Source organism: Streptomyces sp. NPDC026377, assembly GCF_055567715.1.
On the sequence record NZ_JBVHPV010000002.1, the window covers coordinates 246758 to 264091 of the forward strand.

Annotated in this window: 16 protein-coding genes; 10 read left to right on the top strand and 6 right to left on the bottom strand. The window is 71.4% G+C overall.

Annotation, left to right across the window (positions count from 1 at the left end):
- Window positions 1-84: 84 nt before the first annotated feature.
- Together ACZ4MU_RS05205 and ACZ4MU_RS05210 are read left to right on the top strand one after the other, a co-directional pair.
- Window positions 85-741, top strand: a complete 657-nt coding sequence (locus ACZ4MU_RS05205) for a GNAT family N-acetyltransferase (protein WP_467871135.1) — start codon at window positions 85-87, stop codon at window positions 739-741.
- Window positions 738-1292: a hypothetical protein gene (locus tag ACZ4MU_RS05210; RefSeq protein ID WP_467871137.1), complete on the top strand. Its 555-nt coding sequence runs from the start codon at window positions 738-740 to the stop codon at window positions 1290-1292. Before ACZ4MU_RS05205 ends, ACZ4MU_RS05210 begins: the two co-directional genes overlap by 4 nt.
- Here the strand turns inward: ACZ4MU_RS05210 and ACZ4MU_RS05215 are convergent.
- The gene (locus ACZ4MU_RS05215) at window positions 1251-2090 is read right to left on the bottom strand and encodes a rhomboid-like protein (protein WP_467871140.1); all 840 of its coding nucleotides are present in this window, start codon (window positions 2088-2090) and stop codon (window positions 1251-1253) included. The two genes, ACZ4MU_RS05210 and ACZ4MU_RS05215, sit on opposite strands and share 42 nt — an antisense overlap.
- Window positions 2091-2302: 212 nt before the next feature.
- Between ACZ4MU_RS05215 and ACZ4MU_RS05220 the strand changes: the two genes are divergently transcribed.
- From ACZ4MU_RS05220 to ACZ4MU_RS05235, 4 genes are all read left to right on the top strand, one after another.
- Window positions 2303-2989 (top strand): spermidine synthase family protein, encoded by a 687-nt coding sequence (locus ACZ4MU_RS05220; RefSeq protein WP_467871143.1) that lies wholly within the window; start codon window positions 2303-2305, stop codon window positions 2987-2989.
- A gap of 84 nt (window positions 2990-3073) precedes the next feature.
- Entirely contained in the window at window positions 3074-3811 is a 738-nt protein-coding gene (locus tag ACZ4MU_RS05225) for a response regulator transcription factor (protein ID WP_067163879.1), read from the top strand.
- The gene (locus ACZ4MU_RS05230; RefSeq protein ID WP_467871146.1) at window positions 3808-4962 is read left to right on the top strand and encodes a HAMP domain-containing sensor histidine kinase; all 1155 of its coding nucleotides are present in this window, start codon (window positions 3808-3810) and stop codon (window positions 4960-4962) included. The genes ACZ4MU_RS05225 and ACZ4MU_RS05230 overlap by 4 nt, the downstream gene beginning before the upstream one ends.
- Before the next feature lie 281 nt (window positions 4963-5243).
- Window positions 5244-9074 (top strand): multifunctional oxoglutarate decarboxylase/oxoglutarate dehydrogenase thiamine pyrophosphate-binding subunit/dihydrolipoyllysine-residue succinyltransferase subunit, encoded by a 3831-nt coding sequence (locus ACZ4MU_RS05235; RefSeq protein WP_467871149.1) that lies wholly within the window; start codon window positions 5244-5246, stop codon window positions 9072-9074.
- Between the two features lie 222 nt (window positions 9075-9296).
- On the opposite strand, the gene ACZ4MU_RS05240 is transcribed toward ACZ4MU_RS05235, so the two are convergent.
- Window positions 9297-9521 carry a DUF6191 domain-containing protein gene (locus ACZ4MU_RS05240; RefSeq protein WP_467871152.1) on the bottom strand — a complete coding sequence of 75 codons (225 nt, stop codon included), beginning with the start codon at window positions 9519-9521 and terminating at the stop codon, window positions 9297-9299.
- 137 nt (window positions 9522-9658) lie between these two features.
- Complete coding sequence (locus tag ACZ4MU_RS05245; protein WP_467871154.1) at window positions 9659-10348, bottom strand: hemerythrin domain-containing protein; 690 nt, start codon at window positions 10346-10348, stop codon at window positions 9659-9661.
- A 306-nt stretch (window positions 10349-10654) separates the two neighbouring features.
- Between ACZ4MU_RS05245 and ACZ4MU_RS05250 the strand changes: the two genes are divergently transcribed.
- Window positions 10655-11356, top strand: a complete 702-nt coding sequence (locus tag ACZ4MU_RS05250; RefSeq protein ID WP_467871157.1) for a gamma-glutamyl-gamma-aminobutyrate hydrolase family protein — start codon at window positions 10655-10657, stop codon at window positions 11354-11356.
- A gap of 209 nt (window positions 11357-11565) precedes the next feature.
- On the opposite strand, the gene ACZ4MU_RS05255 is transcribed toward ACZ4MU_RS05250, so the two are convergent.
- Complete coding sequence (locus ACZ4MU_RS05255; protein WP_283141628.1) at window positions 11566-12027, bottom strand: carboxymuconolactone decarboxylase family protein; 462 nt, start codon at window positions 12025-12027, stop codon at window positions 11566-11568.
- A 561-nt stretch (window positions 12028-12588) separates the two neighbouring features.
- Here ACZ4MU_RS05255 and ACZ4MU_RS05260 point away from each other — a divergent pair.
- The 3 genes from ACZ4MU_RS05260 to ACZ4MU_RS05270 all read left to right on the top strand — a co-directional run bounded on the left by ACZ4MU_RS05260 (window position 12589) and on the right by ACZ4MU_RS05270 (window position 14563).
- The gene (locus ACZ4MU_RS05260) at window positions 12589-13422 is read left to right on the top strand and encodes an AfsR/SARP family transcriptional regulator (protein ID WP_467871159.1); all 834 of its coding nucleotides are present in this window, start codon (window positions 12589-12591) and stop codon (window positions 13420-13422) included.
- 90 nt (window positions 13423-13512) lie between these two features.
- A complete protein-coding gene (locus tag ACZ4MU_RS05265; protein ID WP_467871162.1) occupies window positions 13513-14334 on the top strand; it encodes an AfsR/SARP family transcriptional regulator in 822 nt (273 codons plus the stop codon).
- Between the two features lie 94 nt (window positions 14335-14428).
- Complete coding sequence (locus ACZ4MU_RS05270; protein WP_358835023.1) at window positions 14429-14563, top strand: hypothetical protein; 135 nt, start codon at window positions 14429-14431, stop codon at window positions 14561-14563.
- Window positions 14564-14726: 163 nt separating this feature from the next.
- Here ACZ4MU_RS05270 and ACZ4MU_RS05275 read toward each other — a convergent pair whose 3' ends face one another.
- The gene (locus ACZ4MU_RS05275; protein WP_467871165.1) at window positions 14727-16193 is read right to left on the bottom strand and encodes an FAD-dependent monooxygenase; all 1467 of its coding nucleotides are present in this window, start codon (window positions 16191-16193) and stop codon (window positions 14727-14729) included.
- A gap of 75 nt (window positions 16194-16268) precedes the next feature.
- The gene (locus ACZ4MU_RS05280; RefSeq protein ID WP_467871168.1) at window positions 16269-17258 is read right to left on the bottom strand and encodes an alpha/beta fold hydrolase; all 990 of its coding nucleotides are present in this window, start codon (window positions 17256-17258) and stop codon (window positions 16269-16271) included.
- Window positions 17259-17334: the final 76 nt, after the last annotated feature.

Below are 17334 nucleotides of genomic sequence, written 5' to 3' on the forward strand. Positions count from 1 at the left end.
TGTTCGCTCTGAGCGATCATCTCTTGTAAGAGTCACATAACAGAAAGGACTATTACCACCTCGTACGTTCGCAAGGGGGCGGTCATGGAGTCGGTACCGGAACTCGTCGAGGCCTGGACCAAGGGGTGGGCCGTCTCACGCGGCGCGGCGGCGCCGGTCGCCGGGCCCTGGGGCTGGAGCATCGACGTCGGCCAGGTCACGCAGGTCTGCCGGTACGTCCTGCCCGAGCCCGACGAGGCCTCGGTGCGCAAGCTGGCGGACACGGCGGCCGCGCCCGGCACCTGGCTGAAGCTCTTCGCGGACGACGACACGGTCCGGCCGTGGCTCGGCCCCGGCTGGGAGTACGACCGGCCCGGCTTCCTGATGACGGTGCCCCTGGCCCCCGGCGAGGCGCCGGTCCCGGCCGGCTACACGCTCACCCGCTGGACCACCGGCGGCGTCCTGCGCGTCCTGGTACGCACCGAGGACGGCCACTTCGCCGCCCGCGGCCAGATCGCCCCCACCGGCGCGACCGCCGTCGCCGACCAGATCGAGACGGCACCCGCCCACCGGCGCCGGGGCCTGGGCAGCGTCGTCATGCGCACACTCCAGAGCGGCGCGTACGCGGCGGGGGCCACCACCGGCGTCCTGGTCGGCACCCCCGAGGGCCGGGACCTGTACGGATCGCTCGGCTGGACGACGCGCTCGCCCATGGCCGGCCTGTACTTCGCTCCCACCGATCCGGCATCCTCGGCTGCATGAGCCTCATGGGCAGGACCACCACCACCGCAGCGCTGCTGCTCGCCACCCTGCTCGCGGCGACGGCCTGCGACTCCGCCGACTCGACGGCGGACGGCGCCTCCAAGTCGCCCAGCCCGGCGCCGAGCACGACCCTGAGCGCCCAGCCGCCGACGACCGCGCCGACGCCGGGCACCTCCCCGACGGGCACCTCCCCGGCGGGCACGGCCACGCCGCCCGCCCGCCAGGGACAGTTGCTCCGCCTCGTGGTGAGCGGCGGGTTCGCGGGGGTGCACAACGAGCTGGTGGTCAAGGAGGACGGCTCGTACACCTCCACGCGCCGGGACGGCCAGAAGACTTCGGGCACCCTGGCGCCGGAGGCCCTGGCCAAGCTGCGCACGGCCCTCGCGGACGCGGACTTCGCGCATCTGCCGCCGCGCCCGACCGGGCGCCCCATCGCCGACGCGCTGATGTACCAGTTCACGTACGAGGGACACGTCGTCCTCACCGACGACGTGCACCAGACCCCGGCGCTACGGGCCGTGCGGGCCCAGCTTCCCGTCGGCTACCGCTGAGGGCCCGCCGCCGGTCCGGGCGGCCCGGCGCAGCACCGGCCAGCAGGCGACGCCGACGAGCAGCGCGGTCGGATGGCCCCAGCTGGCCAGCGGGTCGGCCATGTCCAGCAGGTCCTGGGTCAGGAGCACGGCCATCACCCCGAGCACCGGCCACCTCAGCAGCGGGGGCAGCAGCCCGGCGAGCGCGCCCACGCTCGCCATCAGCCCGAAGCTGATGCCGTAGTCCAGGCGGTGCAACGAGGAGTCCGGCAGTTGTCCCGCCGCGACAGAGACGCCCACCGGCACCTCGGTGACCAGCGTCGCCACCACATGGCCGAGCAGGAACACCCCGGCCGTGCGCAGCCCGCCGACGCGCCGCTCCAGGGCGGTGAGGATGAAGACGAAGCCGACGGCCCACGGCGAGGAGATGCCACCCGCGATCCACAGCGCGCTGGCCACCAGCACGAGCACCGGGGTACGCGTGAGGTGCTGCACATCGGTGCTGGAGCTCTCCAGCAGCGTACGGACCGTGTCCGGGTCGCCGAACTCCATGTAGAGCGAGGTCAGGAGCAGCAGCGCGGTGTACACGAAGGTGAAGGGCGTACCGGCCGGGGTCGGTACGAGACGGGCCGCCCGGCGCGGCCAGGCGCGCGCCCCGGGGCCGGCGGGCGCCCCGCGGTCCTCGGCGGCCGCCACCGGGGTCCGTGGGGCGTCGCCGCCCTCCGGTGCCGCGCCGGCCGTCTTCTCCACGTCCGTGGGCCGCTGCCGCGGGATGCCGTCGAGCAGGTCCGTCTGTTCGCGCGTTCTCTCGGGGTGCACCGGTGAGGCCCCTTCCACCGGGTGTCCCGCTCGCACCCGGAACCACAAGCCACGCCGGTGATCGTCCGGCCTTGCCGCCTACGCTTGTACAACGCTCACCCTCTGCGAACGCTCCCGTCCGCGTCTATGACTTGTGCCACACCGGACAACCTTCGACGCAGGCCGTGCGTCGGCCCGTGAGCCGTTCGCTCCGCATTCGAGGAGGTTCTCCGATGTCCATCGCCGACCCGATCGCCGCCCCGGTCGTCCTCGACCGGCGCGAGGGGCCGTACGGGGAGGTGGTCCTGCGCCGGCGCGGCCCGCACTTCGAGATCATCGCCAACGGCACCTTCCTGATGGACACCTCCGACGGGCGCTCCGAGCGGCTGCTGGTGGACGCCGCGTACGAGGCGCTGGCGGACCGCCGCGAGCGGCCCTCGGTGCTCATCGGCGGGCTCGGCGTCGGCTTCTCGCTGGCGCACGCCGCCGCGAGCCGGCGGTGGGGCCGGATCGCCGTGGTGGAGCGCGAGTTGGCCGTCATCGACTGGCACCGCTCGGGCCCCCTCGCACCCCTCTCCGAAGCCGCCCTCACCGACCCGCGCACCGAGGTCCTGCACACCGATCTGGTCGCCTATGTGAGAAGCGCTCCGGACACCTTCGACGCGCTCTGCCTGGACATCGACAACGGGCCCGACTGGACCGTGACCGAGGGCAACGACAGCCTCTACTCCCCCGCCGGCCTCGCGGCCTGCCGGGACCGACTCACCCCCGGCGGAGTGCTCGCCGTCTGGTCGGCGCAGCCCTCGCCCGCCTTCGAGGAAGCTCTCCGTAATGCCGGATTCCACGGGGTTAGGACCGAAGAGATCACAGTTGCCCGGGGCGTCCCTGACGTGGTCCATCTCGCCGTTCGCCCTGCGTAGCCGGGACGCGGCCGGTGCCTCTAGTCTCTGACCGACACAGGGGATCACCCCACGGATCCCCGGAAGCAATATCAGGGCGGGGCGATGGAGCAGGCACACACCACCCACAACGGCGTAGCGGCCACCCCCGGCGCCCAGCGCCGGGTGCTGGTCGTCGAGGACGACACGACGATCGTCGACGCCATCGCGGCACGGCTGAGGGCCGAGGGCTTCCAGGTCCAGACCGCCCTCGACGGCCCCGCGGCCGTCGACACCGCCGAGGCGTGGCAGCCGGACCTGATGGTCCTGGACATCATGCTGCCGGGCTTCGACGGCCTGGAGGTGTGCCGCCGGGTGCAGGCCCGCCGGCCGGTCCCGGTGCTCATGCTGACGGCCCGCGACGACGAGACGGACATGCTGGTCGGGCTCGGTGTCGGCGCGGACGACTACATGACCAAGCCGTTCTCGATGCGGGAGCTGGCGGCCCGGGTGCACGTGCTGCTGCGACGGGTCGAGCGGGCCACGCTGGCCGCGGCCACCCCGCGCACCGGCATCCTGCGCCTGGGCGAGCTGGAGATCGACCACGCGCAGCGCCGGGTCCGGGTGCGCGGCGAGGACGTCCACCTCACGCCGACCGAGTTCGACCTGCTGAGCTGTCTGGCGAACACCCCGCGCGCGGTGCTCTCGCGCGAGCAGCTGCTCGCCGAGGTCTGGGACTGGGCGGACGCCTCCGGCACCCGGACCGTGGACAGCCACATCAAGGCGCTGCGCCGGAAGATCGGGGCCGAGCGCATCCGCACGGTCCACGGCGTGGGGTACGCGCTGGAGACCCCGGCGCCATGAGCCGGGCGGCGGCCGGGGCGGTGCGGGCCCGGCGGGACGGGCCCCGCGCCCGGGCCCGCGACCGGGTGCGCGAGCGGCTGAAGGGCGGGCTGCGGGAGGTCTCCATCTCCATCAAGACCAAGCTCGGCTCGCTCGTCGTGGTCTCGGTCTTCATCACCACCGGGCTGCTGATGGTGGCCGTGCAGACCCGTACCGAGCTGCGGTTCATCACCGTCTTCTCGGTGATCGCCACCCTGCTGATCACGCAGTTCGTGGCGCACGGCCTGACCGCGCCGCTGGACGAGATGAACACGGTCGCCCGGGCGATCTCGCACGGCGACTACACCCGGCGGGTGCGCGGCGCCGACCGCCGCGACGAGCTCGGCGACCTCGCCTCCACGATCAACCGCATGGCGGACGACCTGGAGGCCGTGGACCGCCACCGCAAGGAGCTCGTGGCGAACGTCTCCCACGAGCTGCGCACCCCGATCGCGGCGCTGCGGGCGGTCCTGGAGAACGTGGTGGACGGCGTCTCGGCCGCCGACCCCGAGACGATGCGCACGGCCCTGAAGCAGACCGAACGCCTGGGGCGCCTGGTGGAGACCCTGCTGGACCTCTCCCGCCTGGACAACGGCGTCGTGCCGCTGCGGGCGCACCGCTTCGAGGTCTGGCCCTATCTGTCGGGGGTGCTCAAGGAGGCCAACCTGGCCGCCTCCCGGCGCGGGCTCTCCTCCGGCTCCGGCAACCACACCCGTACCGACGTCCATCTGCACCTGGACGTCTCACCGCCCGAGCTGACCGCGTACGCGGACCGGGAGCGGCTGCACCAGGTGGTGGCCAACCTCATCGACAACGCGGTCAAGCACTCGCCGCCGCACGGCCGCGTCACCGTACGGGCCCGGCGCGGCCCGCAGCCGGAGTCGCTGGACCTGGAGGTCCTGGACGAGGGCCCGGGCATCCCGAAGTCCGAGTGGCACCGGGTCTTCGAGCGGTTCAACCGGGGCGACGCCTCGGCGCCGCACGGGCCGGGCAGCGACGGCGGCACGGGTCTGGGGCTGGCGATCGCCCGCTGGGCGGTGGATCTGCACGGCGGCCGGATCGGCGTGGCCGAATCGGCGCGCGGATGCCGCATCCAGGTCACCCTTCCGGGAGCACCCCGGGCGACGAATTGACGTAGGGTTCGAACCGGAAGCACACGTTCTGCGTGTGGGTGGGTACGAGCACATGGTCTTCGGGCCGCGGGGCACACGGTCCTCGGGGTCGTGGCCGCTGCGAGGCGTACCCATAGGAAGCAGAACCTGATCTGTTTCCCGCCAAATCCTGCCCTGAAACTCGCTTTCCGGTGTGACTTACGCGACTGTGGCACGCCCGGTCTGCACCTCCAGGCCAGGGAGGCGTAGCCTTGATTCCCGCTGTCCATCACCTTGTGAAGCGGAAGAGGGCGGTTGCCGCCGTGTCGTCTCAGTCCCCCAGTAATTCGAGCGTCTCGACCGACCAAGACGGGCAGGGCAAGAACCCTGCAGCCGGTTTTGGTGCCAATGAGTGGCTCGTCGACGAGATCTACCAGCAGTACCTCCAGGACCCCAATTCGGTCGACCGTGCCTGGTGGGACTTCTTCGCCGACTACAAGCCGGGTACCTCCGGCGCGGCGGACAAGCCTGTCGAGGGCGCTCCCGCCGCAGCCGCGGGGGCTGCGGTGAACGCCCCCGCCGCGCAGGCTCCGGCCGCCCCGGCCCCGGCCCCCGCCACCCAGGCTCCGGCCGCGCCCGCGCAGCCCGCGCCCGCCGCCCCGGCCCAGGCTCAGGCGCAGACCCCGGCTCCGGCGCAGACCCCGGCTCCCGCGAAGGCCGCTCCGGCGCCCGCCGCGAAGCCCGCCGCCGCTGCCGCCAAGGCGGCCCCGGCGACCGAGGCCCCGGCCGGCCCGGAGTACGTCACCCTGCGCGGCCCCGCCGCCGCCGTGGCGAAGAACATGCACGCCTCCATCGACGTCCCGACCGCCACCTCGGTGCGCGCGGTGCCGGTGAAGCTGCTGTTCGACAACCGGATCGTCATCAACAACCACCTCAAGCGCGCCCGGGGCGGGAAGATCTCCTTCACCCACCTCATCGGGTACGCGATGGTGCAGGCCATCAAGGCCATGCCGTCGATGAACCACTCCTTCACGGAGAAGGACGGCAAGCCCACCCTGGTCAAGCCGGAGCACATCAACTTCGGTCTCGCCATCGACCTGGTGAAGCCCAACGGCGACCGCCAGCTGGTCGTCGCGGGCATCAAGAAGGCCGAGACGCTCAACTTCTTCGAGTTCTGGCAGGCGTACGAGGACATCGTCAAGCGCGCCCGCCAGGGCAAGCTCACGATGGACGACTTCTCGGGCGTGACGGTTTCCCTCACCAACCCGGGCGGCCTCGGCACCGTCCACTCCGTGCCGCGTCTGATGCCCGGTCAGTCGGTCATCATGGGCGTCGGCTCGATGGACTACCCGGCCGAGTTCCAGGGCACCTCCCAGGACACCCTGAACAAGCTGGGCATCTCCAAGGTGATGACCCTCACCTCGACCTACGACCACCGGGTCATCCAGGGCGCCGCCTCGGGTGAGTTCCTGCGGATCGTCGCCAACCTCCTCCTCGGCGAGGACGGCTTCTACGACGGCATCTTCGAGTCGCTGCGCATCCCCTACGAGCCGGTCCGCTGGCTCAAGGACATCGACGCCAGCCACGACGACGACGTCACCAAGGCCGCGCGCGTCTTCGAGCTGATCCACTCCTACCGGGTCCGCGGCCACGTCATGGCCGACACCGACCCGCTGGAGTACCGCCAGCGCAAGCACCCCGACCTGGACATCACCGAGCACGGGCTCACCCTGTGGGACCTGGAGCGCGAGTTCGCGGTCGGCGGTTTCGCGGGCAAGTCCCTGATGAAGCTGCGCGACGTCCTCGGCGTGCTGCGCGACTCGTACTGCCGCACCACCGGCATCGAGTTCATGCACATCCAGGACCCCAAGCAGCGCAAGTGGATCCAGGACCGGGTGGAGCGCTCGCACTCCAAGCCGGAGCGCGAGGAGCAGCTGCGCATCCTGCGCCGTCTGAACGCGGCCGAGGCGTTCGAGACGTTCCTCCAGACCAAGTACGTCGGCCAGAAGCGCTTCTCGCTGGAAGGCGGCGAGTCGGTCATCCCGCTGCTCGACGCGGTCATCGACAGCGCGGCCGAGTCGCGTCTGGACGAGGTCGTCATCGGCATGGCCCACCGCGGCCGGCTGAACGTCCTGGCCAACATCGTCGGCAAGTCGTACGCGCAGATCTTCCGGGAGTTCGAGGGCAACCTCGACCCGAAGTCGATGCACGGCTCCGGCGACGTCAAGTACCACCTGGGCGCCGAGGGCACCTTCACCGGCCTGGACGGCGAGCAGATCAAGGTCTCGCTGGTCGCCAACCCCTCGCACCTGGAGGCGGTGGACCCGGTCCTGGAGGGCGTCGTCCGCGCCAAGCAGGACGTCATCAACAAGGGCGGCACGGACTTCACCGTCCTGCCCGTCGCCCTGCACGGCGACGCGGCCTTCGCGGGCCAGGGCGTGGTGGCCGAGACGCTCAACATGTCGCAGCTGCGCGGCTACCGCACCGGCGGCACGGTCCACATCGTCATCAACAACCAGGTCGGCTTCACCGCCGCCCCGGAGTCGTCGCGCTCCTCCATGTACGCCACGGACGTGGCCCGCATGATCGAGGCGCCGATCATCCACGTGAACGGCGACGACCCGGAGGCCGTGGTCCGCGTCGCGCGGCTGGCCTTCGAGTTCCGCCAGACGTTCAACAAGGACGTCGTGATCGACCTCATCTGCTACCGCCGCCGCGGTCACAACGAGGGCGACAACCCGCAGTTCACCAACCCGCAGATGTACAACCTGATCGACAAGAAGCGCTCGGTGCGCAAGCTGTACACCGAGTCGCTGATCGGTCGCGGCGACATCACCCTGGAAGAGGCGGAGCAGGCGCTCCAGGACTTCCAGGGCCAGCTGGAGAAGGTCTTCGCCGAGGTCCGCGAGGCCACCTCGCAGGCGGGCGAGATCCAGTCCCCGGAGCCGCAGGCCGAGTTCCCGGCGGCGGTGAGCACCGCGGTCTCCCAGGAGGTCGTCAAGCGCATCGCCGAGTCGCAGGTGAACATCCCCGACCGGATCAAGGTCCACCCGCGGCTGATGCCGCAGCTCCAGCGCCGCGCCGCCTCGGTCGAGGACGGCACGATCGACTGGGGCATGGGCGAGACCCTGGCCATCGGCTCGCTCCTCATGGAGGGCACTCCGGTGCGCCTCTCCGGCCAGGACACCCGCCGCGGCACCTTCGGCCAGCGCCACGCGGTCCTGGTCGACCAGGAGACCGGCGAGGACTACACCCCGCTGATGTACCTCACCGAGGAGCAGGCGCGGTACAACGTCTACGACTCGCTGCTCTCCGAGTACGCGGCGATGGGCTTCGAGTACGGCTACTCGCTGGCCCGTCCCGAGTCCCTGGTGATGTGGGAGGCGCAGTTCGGCGACTTCGTCAACGGCGCGCAGACGGTCGTCGACGAGTTCATCTCTTCGGCCGAGCAGAAGTGGAACCAGACGTCCGGCGTCACGCTGCTGCTGCCGCACGGCTACGAGGGCCAGGGCCCGGACCACTCGTCCGCCCGCCCCGAGCGCTTCCTCCAGATGTGCGCGCAGAACAACATGACGGTCGCGATGCCGACGCTCCCGTCGAACTACTTCCACCTCCTGCGCTGGCAGGTGCACAACCCGCACCACAAGCCGCTCATCGTCTTCACCCCGAAGTCGATGCTGCGTCTGAAGGCGGCGGCCTCCAAGGTGGAGGAGTTCACCACGGGCGGCTTCCGGCCGGTGATCGGTGACGAGTTCGTCGACGCCAACGCGGTCCGCAAGGTCGTCTTCTGCGCGGGCAAGGTCTACTACGACCTGAAGGCCGAGCGCGAGAAGCGCGGCGCGACGGACACGGCGCTGATCCGTCTGGAGCGCCTGTACCCCCTGCCGGGTGCGGAGCTCCAGGCCGAGATCGCCAAGTACCCGAACGCCGAGAAGTACCTGTGGGCGCAGGAGGAGCCGGCGAACCAGGGTGCCTGGCCGTTCATCGCGCTCAACCTGATCGACCACCTGGACCTGGCGGTCGGCGCGGACGTCCCGCACGGCGAGCGCCTGCGCCGCATCTCGCGCCCGCACTCCTCGTCGCCCGCGGTGGGCTCGAAGAAGCGGCACGAGCAGGAGCAGGAGCAGCTCTGCGCGGAGGTCTTCGACGCGTAGCCGTCGCCCGCCGCCGAGCCGGGCGGCTGTGCGCCGAGGCTGTACGCAGGGCCCGGCACCCCGGGGAACCGGGGTGCCGGGCCCTGCGGCGTACGCGCGTCCGCCGGGGCGTGCCGGTCAGCGCCCCTCCTGGCGCAGGGGGGCGGGTGACATGACCCGGCGGCTCGACCCTCGGCGTGGTGACCCCGGCGGGGACCATGGGGCCCGCCCTGGGGGGCCCGCCTAGGCGCCGCCGCCCCGCCCTTCGGCCTCGGTCTCGCCGTCGCCCCCGGTCTCTTCGGGCCTGCCCGGCAGCCGTATGGTGACGGCCCCGCTGGCCAGGTCTATGGGGCCCCGCCCGGGGTCGGCGTCCCCGACCTCGTCGAGCGTGATCTCCAGACGCCGCCGCTCCTCCTCCTCGTGCCGCTTGCCAGGCGCGAAGAGCTCGTTCATGGCCGATCCGAACACGAGCGGTCACCTCCGGTATGTGGTCCCGTACCCACATAACGCCGTGCGGGGGCTGTCAGATCCCGATCATGGCGGGCAATACCGTCCGCCTCACCGTCTCCACCGCGTGCACGGCCGGGCCCCGGGCGCGCCCCCGTCTACAGCAGCCCCAGCGCCTTCTTGCTCTCCACGTACATCTGCACCAGCTGCGGCCGGTGGGAGCGGAACGGGAGCGGGAAGCTCGCGAGGATCTCGTCGTAGCCCTCGGCCTCCCGCGGGTCCTCCAGGAGGCCGAAGACCAGGTGGCCGCCGGACTTGGGGCTGCCCTCGGTGATCGCCGTGCGGAGGCGGTCGACCTCGTCGGCGGGGACGCCGGGGAAGAGGTCGCGGACGACCGGCTCCTCGGTCTCCAGGTGCCCGGCCAGGATGTCGCGGACCTTGCGGGCCGCCGCCGTGCCCGCCTCGGCCGCCCGCGTCACCGCGGCCGACCCCGCCTCCTCGCCCGCCTCGTTGGCCGCCGACAGCAGCTCCACCGCCCGGCTCAGACCGCCCAGCTCCCGGTCCAGCTCCGCGTGCTCGTCGTTGAGGGTGTCGAACGCCGCCACCGACTCGGGGTGGAGCCGGTGCAGGACGGGCCAGAACAGCTCGTCCTCCGACTCGTGGTGGTGGTGGGTGAAGTCGATGAGCCACTGCGTCGTGTCGATCAGTTCCTTGACGCTGACCTGGTCGCCCTCGCCCAGGCGCTCGAACGCGTTCGCCACCAGTTCCGTTCCCCGCCGCAGGATCGCGTGCACGGCGAGGAACTCCTGATACATACGGGCGCCGGGGTTGTCTGTCGCGGCGGTCATGTCGGGTGTCCCCCAGTTATTGGACGCTAATGGACCGATCACTGCCGCGAGGGTACGCAAAGGCGCCGCGCGCCCCATAGGGGTGTTCGACTGCGATCACCCCGCAGTTGAACGCACGCGGTCTCCGTCGCTTTCTTCCGAAAGACGACCGTGTTTCCACCGTACCTATTTTTCCATTTCTTCCACAGAGCCGGGCTCTGTGCAATTCTTGATCCAAGCCGGGAGAAAGTCCGGTGCATTCGAGACGCGCACAAGTGACGCTCTAGTGAAACTCCATTTCGCTGGAATTGGGAAGGACGACATTCGATGACTCGGCCCGTCGTGGCGGTGACCGCCGACCTGACAACGGTGAATTGGAACATCTGGGGAGAGGTACGGGTGGCCCTTCTCCCCTGGGAGTACATGGAGAAGGTGCACGAGGCCGGCGGAGCCCCGGTCCTGGTGCCGCCGATTCCGGACGCGGTCGACGAGGTGATGGCGCGCGCCGACGCCCTGCTGATGAGCGGCGGGGCCGACATCGATCCGGCTCTGTACGGTGCCGAGCGCGAGAAGTTCACGTTCCCGCCGCACGAGGCCCGGGACACCGCCGAACTCGCGGCGCTCGCGGTCGCCGAGCGGCGCGGGATTCCGGTGCTCGGGGTCTGCCGCGGTCTGCAGCTGATCTCCATCATCCGGGGCGGCACCCTCGACCAGCACCTGCCCGAGCATTCTCCGGCCGTGCCCGGGAAGTACGAGCCGCGGGAGATCCAGGTGAAGCCGGACTCCCTGCTCGGCAGCGCCCTCGGGCCGACCGCCACCGTCTACTGCCACCACCACCAGGGCATCGACAAGCTCGGCGCCGGCCTGGTCGCCACCGCCTGGTCGGACGACGGGGTCATCGAGGGCGCCGAGGCCGAGGACCCCTCCGCCCCGTTCCTCGCCGGGCTCCAGGCCCACGGCGAGCTCGGCAGCGACACCCTCCCCCTCTTCGAAGCCTTCGTCGAGGCCGCGAGGAAGCGGCAGAGGTAGGGCGGACAGGGGGAGGGTCCCGCGGCTTCAGCCCCGGGACCCTCCCCCTCTCCCGCGCGCAGGCGGCTCCCCACAGAGGCGCCGCACACACAAAAACGGCCCGTTCACCGCAACGTCCTTGCGGTGAACGGGCCGTCCGCCGTCGAGCCGTCCGCCCGACCGCCGGCCGTCGGGGGTGTCGGCCGGCACCAGCAGCTGTACGGGGGTGATCAGCTGTTGGGGTCGGCAACCTGGCCGATGGCCACGTGCAGACGGTTCCACAGGTTCGCGGTGGCGACCGAGAGGACGATCGCCGCGAGCTGCTGCTCGTTGAAGTGCTTCGCCGCGTCGTTCCACACCTCGTCCGAGACCGCGTCCTCACGGTCCGCGAGGCGGGTCACGGCCTCGGCGAGCGCCAGGGCCGCGCGCTCGGCGTCCGTGAAGTAGGGGGTGTTGCGCCAGGCGGCCACGGCGAACAGGCGCTCGTCCGAGGTCTCCCCCGCCGCCTTCGCCAGACGCGGGTGACGGTCCGCGTTGGCGCCGTCGCCGTTGATCTGGCTCGCCCGCAGATGCAGCAGCTCAAGCAGCTTCACATCGACGCCGGGAACTTCCTTGCTGGCCTTTCCGAGCGCCACCAGAGCGTCAATGGCACCGGGAACGACAAAAGCAGGGTGCTTGGCCCGAGCGGTCATGGTTTGCTCTCCTCAAAAAGATTCACGTAAACGCCGAACACTTCGTACGGGAAACCGCGACGCCGGACGCCGACCGGCCCTGCCAGAACATCCACACCGGTCGGCTTCCTCCGTCACACCTATGACGAAACGTGGCTCGTGAATGTGACGGGAGTCAGGTGTGACCCACGCCACATCCGCACGGCGCGGGCGTCTGTGCGCTGGGCGCTTGCCTAAAGGCGGCGTAAGATCGGGATGCCGGGGCACCAGAGGTACGGGGTGGACACGGGAGCGGGAGCAGGGCGGGGGCGGGGCGCAGAGCCCGGAAAATCCGCCACATCCGGCGGTTCTTTACCCAGAGTCGAGCGGCTTCAATCCGAGCAGAATTCGCTATTGCTACAGGATTTTGACACCGCGGTCAGTTCTTTGACAGGTACGTCAGAGCAGCCACAGACGGGCTTGCCGCGACGGGTGGGTTCGAGCACATGATCAAGCGGGTTGCCGCCGAGGGCCTGCCAGCCGTGCGGACACTTCCGACCCCAATACCCTGACCCCCCGTATTTCCCGACTCTGGGGAGAAACATGGACATCGAAGTGCTGGGTGCACTGTCGGTGCGGAAGAACGGGTTGTCGATCGCGCCCACTGCCCCGAAGCCGCGGCAGGTGCTGGCCCTCCTCGCGCTCCACTGTGACCAGGTGGTGCCGCTGGCGACGCTGGCAGAAGAGCTCTGGGACGACACCCCGCCGCGCAGTGCCCGTACCACCGTGCAGACGTATGTGATGCAGCTCCGCGAGCTCATCGGCGAGGCGCTGGCCCGCCGGGAGGGCGAGCCCCGTACCGCCAAGGACGTCCTGGTCACCCTGCCCGGCGGTTACCGCCTGGAGACCGAGGACGGCGAAGGCACCGTGGACTTCCGCGAGTTCGAGCGGCGCGCCACGGCCGGCCACCGCGCCATGGATGTCGGCGACCACGAGGGCGCCGCCCGGCTGCTGCGCGAGGCGCTCGCCCTGTGGACCGGGCCGGCCCTGACCGGTGTCCACCAGGGCAGCCGGCTCCGCACCGAGGCCGAGCGGCTCGAAGAGGCCCGGCTCGCCGCCCTCGACCGGCGCATCGAGGCCGATCTGCGCCTGGGCCGCCACCGCGAACTGCTCTCCGAGCTGACCGTCCTGGTCAGCCGCTATCCGATGCACGAGGCGCTGCACGGCCAGTACATGCTGGCGCTGCACCGCTCCGGGCGGCGCAGCGAGGCGCTGGGCGCCTACCAGCGGCTGCGCGCGACCCTGGTCGCCCGGGCGGGGATCGAGCCCTCGGCCGCCATCGGCCGGCTCCAGATGGCCATCCTCGCCGCCCGGCCCGGCTCCCCCGTGCCCGGCGGCGCCCCCGCCGCGGAACGGCTCGCCGCCCGCGCGAGCTGACCCCCGCACGCACCCCTCCCCCGGCGGCCCGGCCCCGGGGGGAGACAACGATGTCCCGGCGCACCCCCGCCTTTTACCCGAGAGGAAGCCGTGAAGATCCAGGTCCTGGGCCCCTTGAGTGCCGAAGTGAACAGAGTCTCCGTCGTCCCCACGGCGGGCAAGCCCCGTCAGATCCTCGCGCTGCTCGCCCTGTACCCCGGGCGCGTCATCCCCGTACCGACGCTGATGGAGGAGATCTGGGGCACCGAGCTGCCGCAGAGCGCGCTCACCACCCTCCAGACGTACATCCTCCAGCTGCGACGGCGGCTGGCCGGGGCCATGGGGCCCGATGCGCAACTTTCGGCCAAGGATGTTCTGGCCACCCGCTACGGCGGCTATCTGCTCCAGATCCCCTCCGAGGCGGTCGACGTGCACGCCTACGAGCAGTTGGCGGCACAGGGCCAGCTCGCCTTCGACGAGGGCCACAACGAGCGGGCGGCGGACTGCTTCCGGCGCGCGCTCGACCTGTGGGAGGGCCCCGCGCTGGTGGACGTGCGGGTGGGCCCGATCCTCGACATCGAGGTGATGCGCCTGGAGGAGAGCAGGCTGGTGGTGCGCGAACGCCGGATCGACGCCGACTTACGCCTCGGCCGGCACGCCGAACTCACCGCCGAGCTGACCGACCTGATTGCCCGTCACCCCCAGCACGAGGGGCTGCACTCGCAGGCCATGGTGGCCCTCTACCGCTCCGGACGCCAGGCCACCGCACTCGATGTCTACCGCAAGCTGCGCGGGCGGCTCATCGAGGACCTCGGTGTGGAGCCCTCGCCGCAGCTCCAGCGGCTGCACCAGGCGATCCTCGCCGTCGACCCCCAGCTCGACGTCGTCGCGGGTCCGCGCCGTACCTCCACCTTCGATCTGTACGCGGCCTGAACCCGGCCGTGTGCAACCCGGGCGGCTCGCCGTGCCGCCCCCGCACGGCCATGCTCGAACAGCCCGTGCTCGTATCCATGCGAAGGGGGAGCAGATGTACGAGAACAGGGAAGACCGGGAAGATCACGAGTTTCGGCCGGGTGACCTCGCCGCCGTCGCTCCTCCGCTCCGGCTCGCCGGGGCGGAGGAGGACGGTGACGAGCTGAACATCATCCGGGGGATCGACTGACCGCCCCGTCCGCGACGGGCACGGCCGCCCGCTCATCGGGCGCGACGGCCGTCCCGTACGGCACCACCGGCCGCGAGTGCCGCGGCGAACGACGCCCCCCGCCGACAGGGGGCGCCTTCGTCCGTCCGGCCGCGGGGGCGCTCCGGCCCCCGGGCGGCCCCGGCTAGTTCTCCGTGCCGAACCAGCGCTCCAGCGCCTCGCGGAGCTTGCCGCCGTCGGGCGCGGTCCAGGCCACGTGCCCGTCCGGGCGCAGCAGGACGGCCTCGGGGTCGCCGTCCGCGGCCTTCTCCGCCGGGACCCAGCTGCCGGTGACCACGTCGACCCGGTCCGCCCAGCCCTCGGCCAGTTCGGCGGCCTCGCGGGAGTCGCCGGTGGTGATGAGGACACCGCGCGCGCCGTGCAGCAGCTCCGCGATCCGGACCCGGCCGCCTCCGGCGAGCTCGACCTCGCGGTCCGGCGAGAAGCGCAGGCCCAGCAGGGGGTGGCCGGTGGCGCCCATGTCGTACCGCACGTCCAGGCCGCTGACCTGCCCGGCCAGATGGCGGGCGACGTCCGGGGACTGCACCAGCTCGCGCATCACCGCGCGCAGCGGCTCCATCTCGTCGCCGGTGAGGTAGAGGCGGGTCTGCGCCCGGGTGTTGCGCATCAGCTTCTCGCCGACCGGGTGGCGCTCGGACTCGAAGGTGTCGAGCAGGCCCTCCGGTGCCCAGCCGTTGATGGCCGCGGCCAGCTTCCAGCCCAGGTTCACCGCGTCCTGGACGCCGACGCTCATGCCCTGCGCACCGGCCGGCATATGGATGTGGGTGGCGTCGCCGACCAGGAAGACGCGGCCCTTGCGGTACTGGGAGGCCTGACGGGTGGTGTCGGTGAAGGCGCTGATCCAGCGGACCTCGGCATGGTGCAGGGACTCCCCCGTCATCCGCTGCCAGGCGTCGGCGACGACCTCGAAGGTGAGCTGGCTCTTGTCCTCGTGCGGGCGGAGCTTCTCGTCGTGGATGACGATCCGGTCGACGCCGTTCTCCAGGTTGAACGCCATCACCATGCCGCCGGGCACCTGCTCCCCGATGGGCCGCTGGCGCACCCCGGCGCCGACCAGGTCGGCCATGTACATGCCCCGGGTGGCCTCCCAGCCGGGGAAGTCGATGCCCGCGGTCTTGCGGATCACCGAGCGCGCCCCGTCGCAGCCGACGAGGTACCGGGCCTCCTCCTCGCCCGGCCCGTCGGGGCCCTCGAAGGAGACGACGACACCGTCCTCGGTCTCCCGGAACCCCGTCACCTCGTGGTTGCGGTGGACGGTGACCCCGAGCTCCCCCAGCCACGCCTCCAAAATCTCCTCGGTACGGAACTGGGGGACGCCCCGGACGCTGAAGTGGTTGTCCTCCAGCTGGGAGAAGTCGATGCGCACCCCGCCGAAGTGACCCTGGGCCCACTCGACGTCCCCGAAGCGGGCGAGCAGACCGCGCTGGTCGAAGACCTCCGCGGCGCGGCGGGTGAAGCCGACGCCCCGGGACTCGCCGCTCGGCGCGGGCAGCCGGTCGTACACGGCCACGTCCACGCCGCCGAGCCTGAGTTCACCGGCGAGCATCAAACCGACCGGTCCGGCCCCGACGATGATTGCGCCCTGAGTCATGTCACTCTCCTCGTACACATGTTGAACAGGCCATGGGATAGGTGCCGTTGACCGGTCCGCCCCGGATCGGGCCGGTCAGGCGAGGAACGTGAGCAGCTCGCGGGTGAGCAGCTCGGGCTGCTCCTCGGGGATGTAGTGGATGGACCGGTCCGCGTGGACCACGCGGACGTCCGGCGCCAGCGTCGGCAGGACCTGCCGGAACTGGCCGTAGGTGAGCTGGGAGCCGATGCCGAGCACGGGCGCGGTGACCTTGCCGTAGGTCTTCAGATCCGCGATGTCCTGGTGGGCGGCCTTGTACCAGGCGGTCCCGGCCCGTACGGCGTCGGGCGCGTCGTAGCGCTGGGCGTAGACGGCGCGGTCGAAGTCGGGGACGAGGCTCTGGTCGGCGAGGGAGTGGGCGAAGAGCCAGTCGACGATGTGCCGCATCCGGCCGGCGGCCAGCTGCTCGGGCAGCCCCTGCACCTGGTTGAACGCCCACCACCAGAGGTTGAAGCCCTGGCCGGGGCGGGGCAGCAGCGGGATGTCGTACTGGGTCTCGTCGACGTGCAGGGTGTCGACGAGCGCGAGCCTGCGGGTGGCCGCCGGGTGGTTGGCGGCGAAGCTGTACGCCACCATCGCGCCCATGTCGTGGCCGACGACGTTCACCCGGCTGTGGCCGAGCGAGCGCACCAGCTCGTACACGTCGCGGGCCATCGTCTTCTTGTCGTAGCCGCCCTGCGGCTTGTCGGAGCCGCCCATGCCGCGGATGTCGACCGCGATCACGCGGTGGCCGGCGCGGGCCAGCTCCGGCATGACGTGCCGCCAGGCCCACCAGGTCTGGGGCCAGCCCGCGAGCAGGACCACCGGTTCGCCCGAACCTCCGGCGACGTAGTGCAGCCGTACGCCGCCCCCGTACCCGTGGTGGCTGCGGAAACCGCCGGGCAGGGACCTGGCCAGGGCGGCGTCCGTGGGGACGCGGTGCCTCGGGGCGGCCCCGGCGGGTTCGGCGGCGGCGACCCCGCCGGCCATCGCGAGGGCGGCGGACCCGGCGCCCAGGCTGATCATCTTTCTGCGGTCCAGCGACATGCTGCGTCCTACCTGTCCTACGTGTGCCTGCATGGGGGGACTTGCCGTTGCCTGTGGGGGGTGGCAGGTGCGGGGG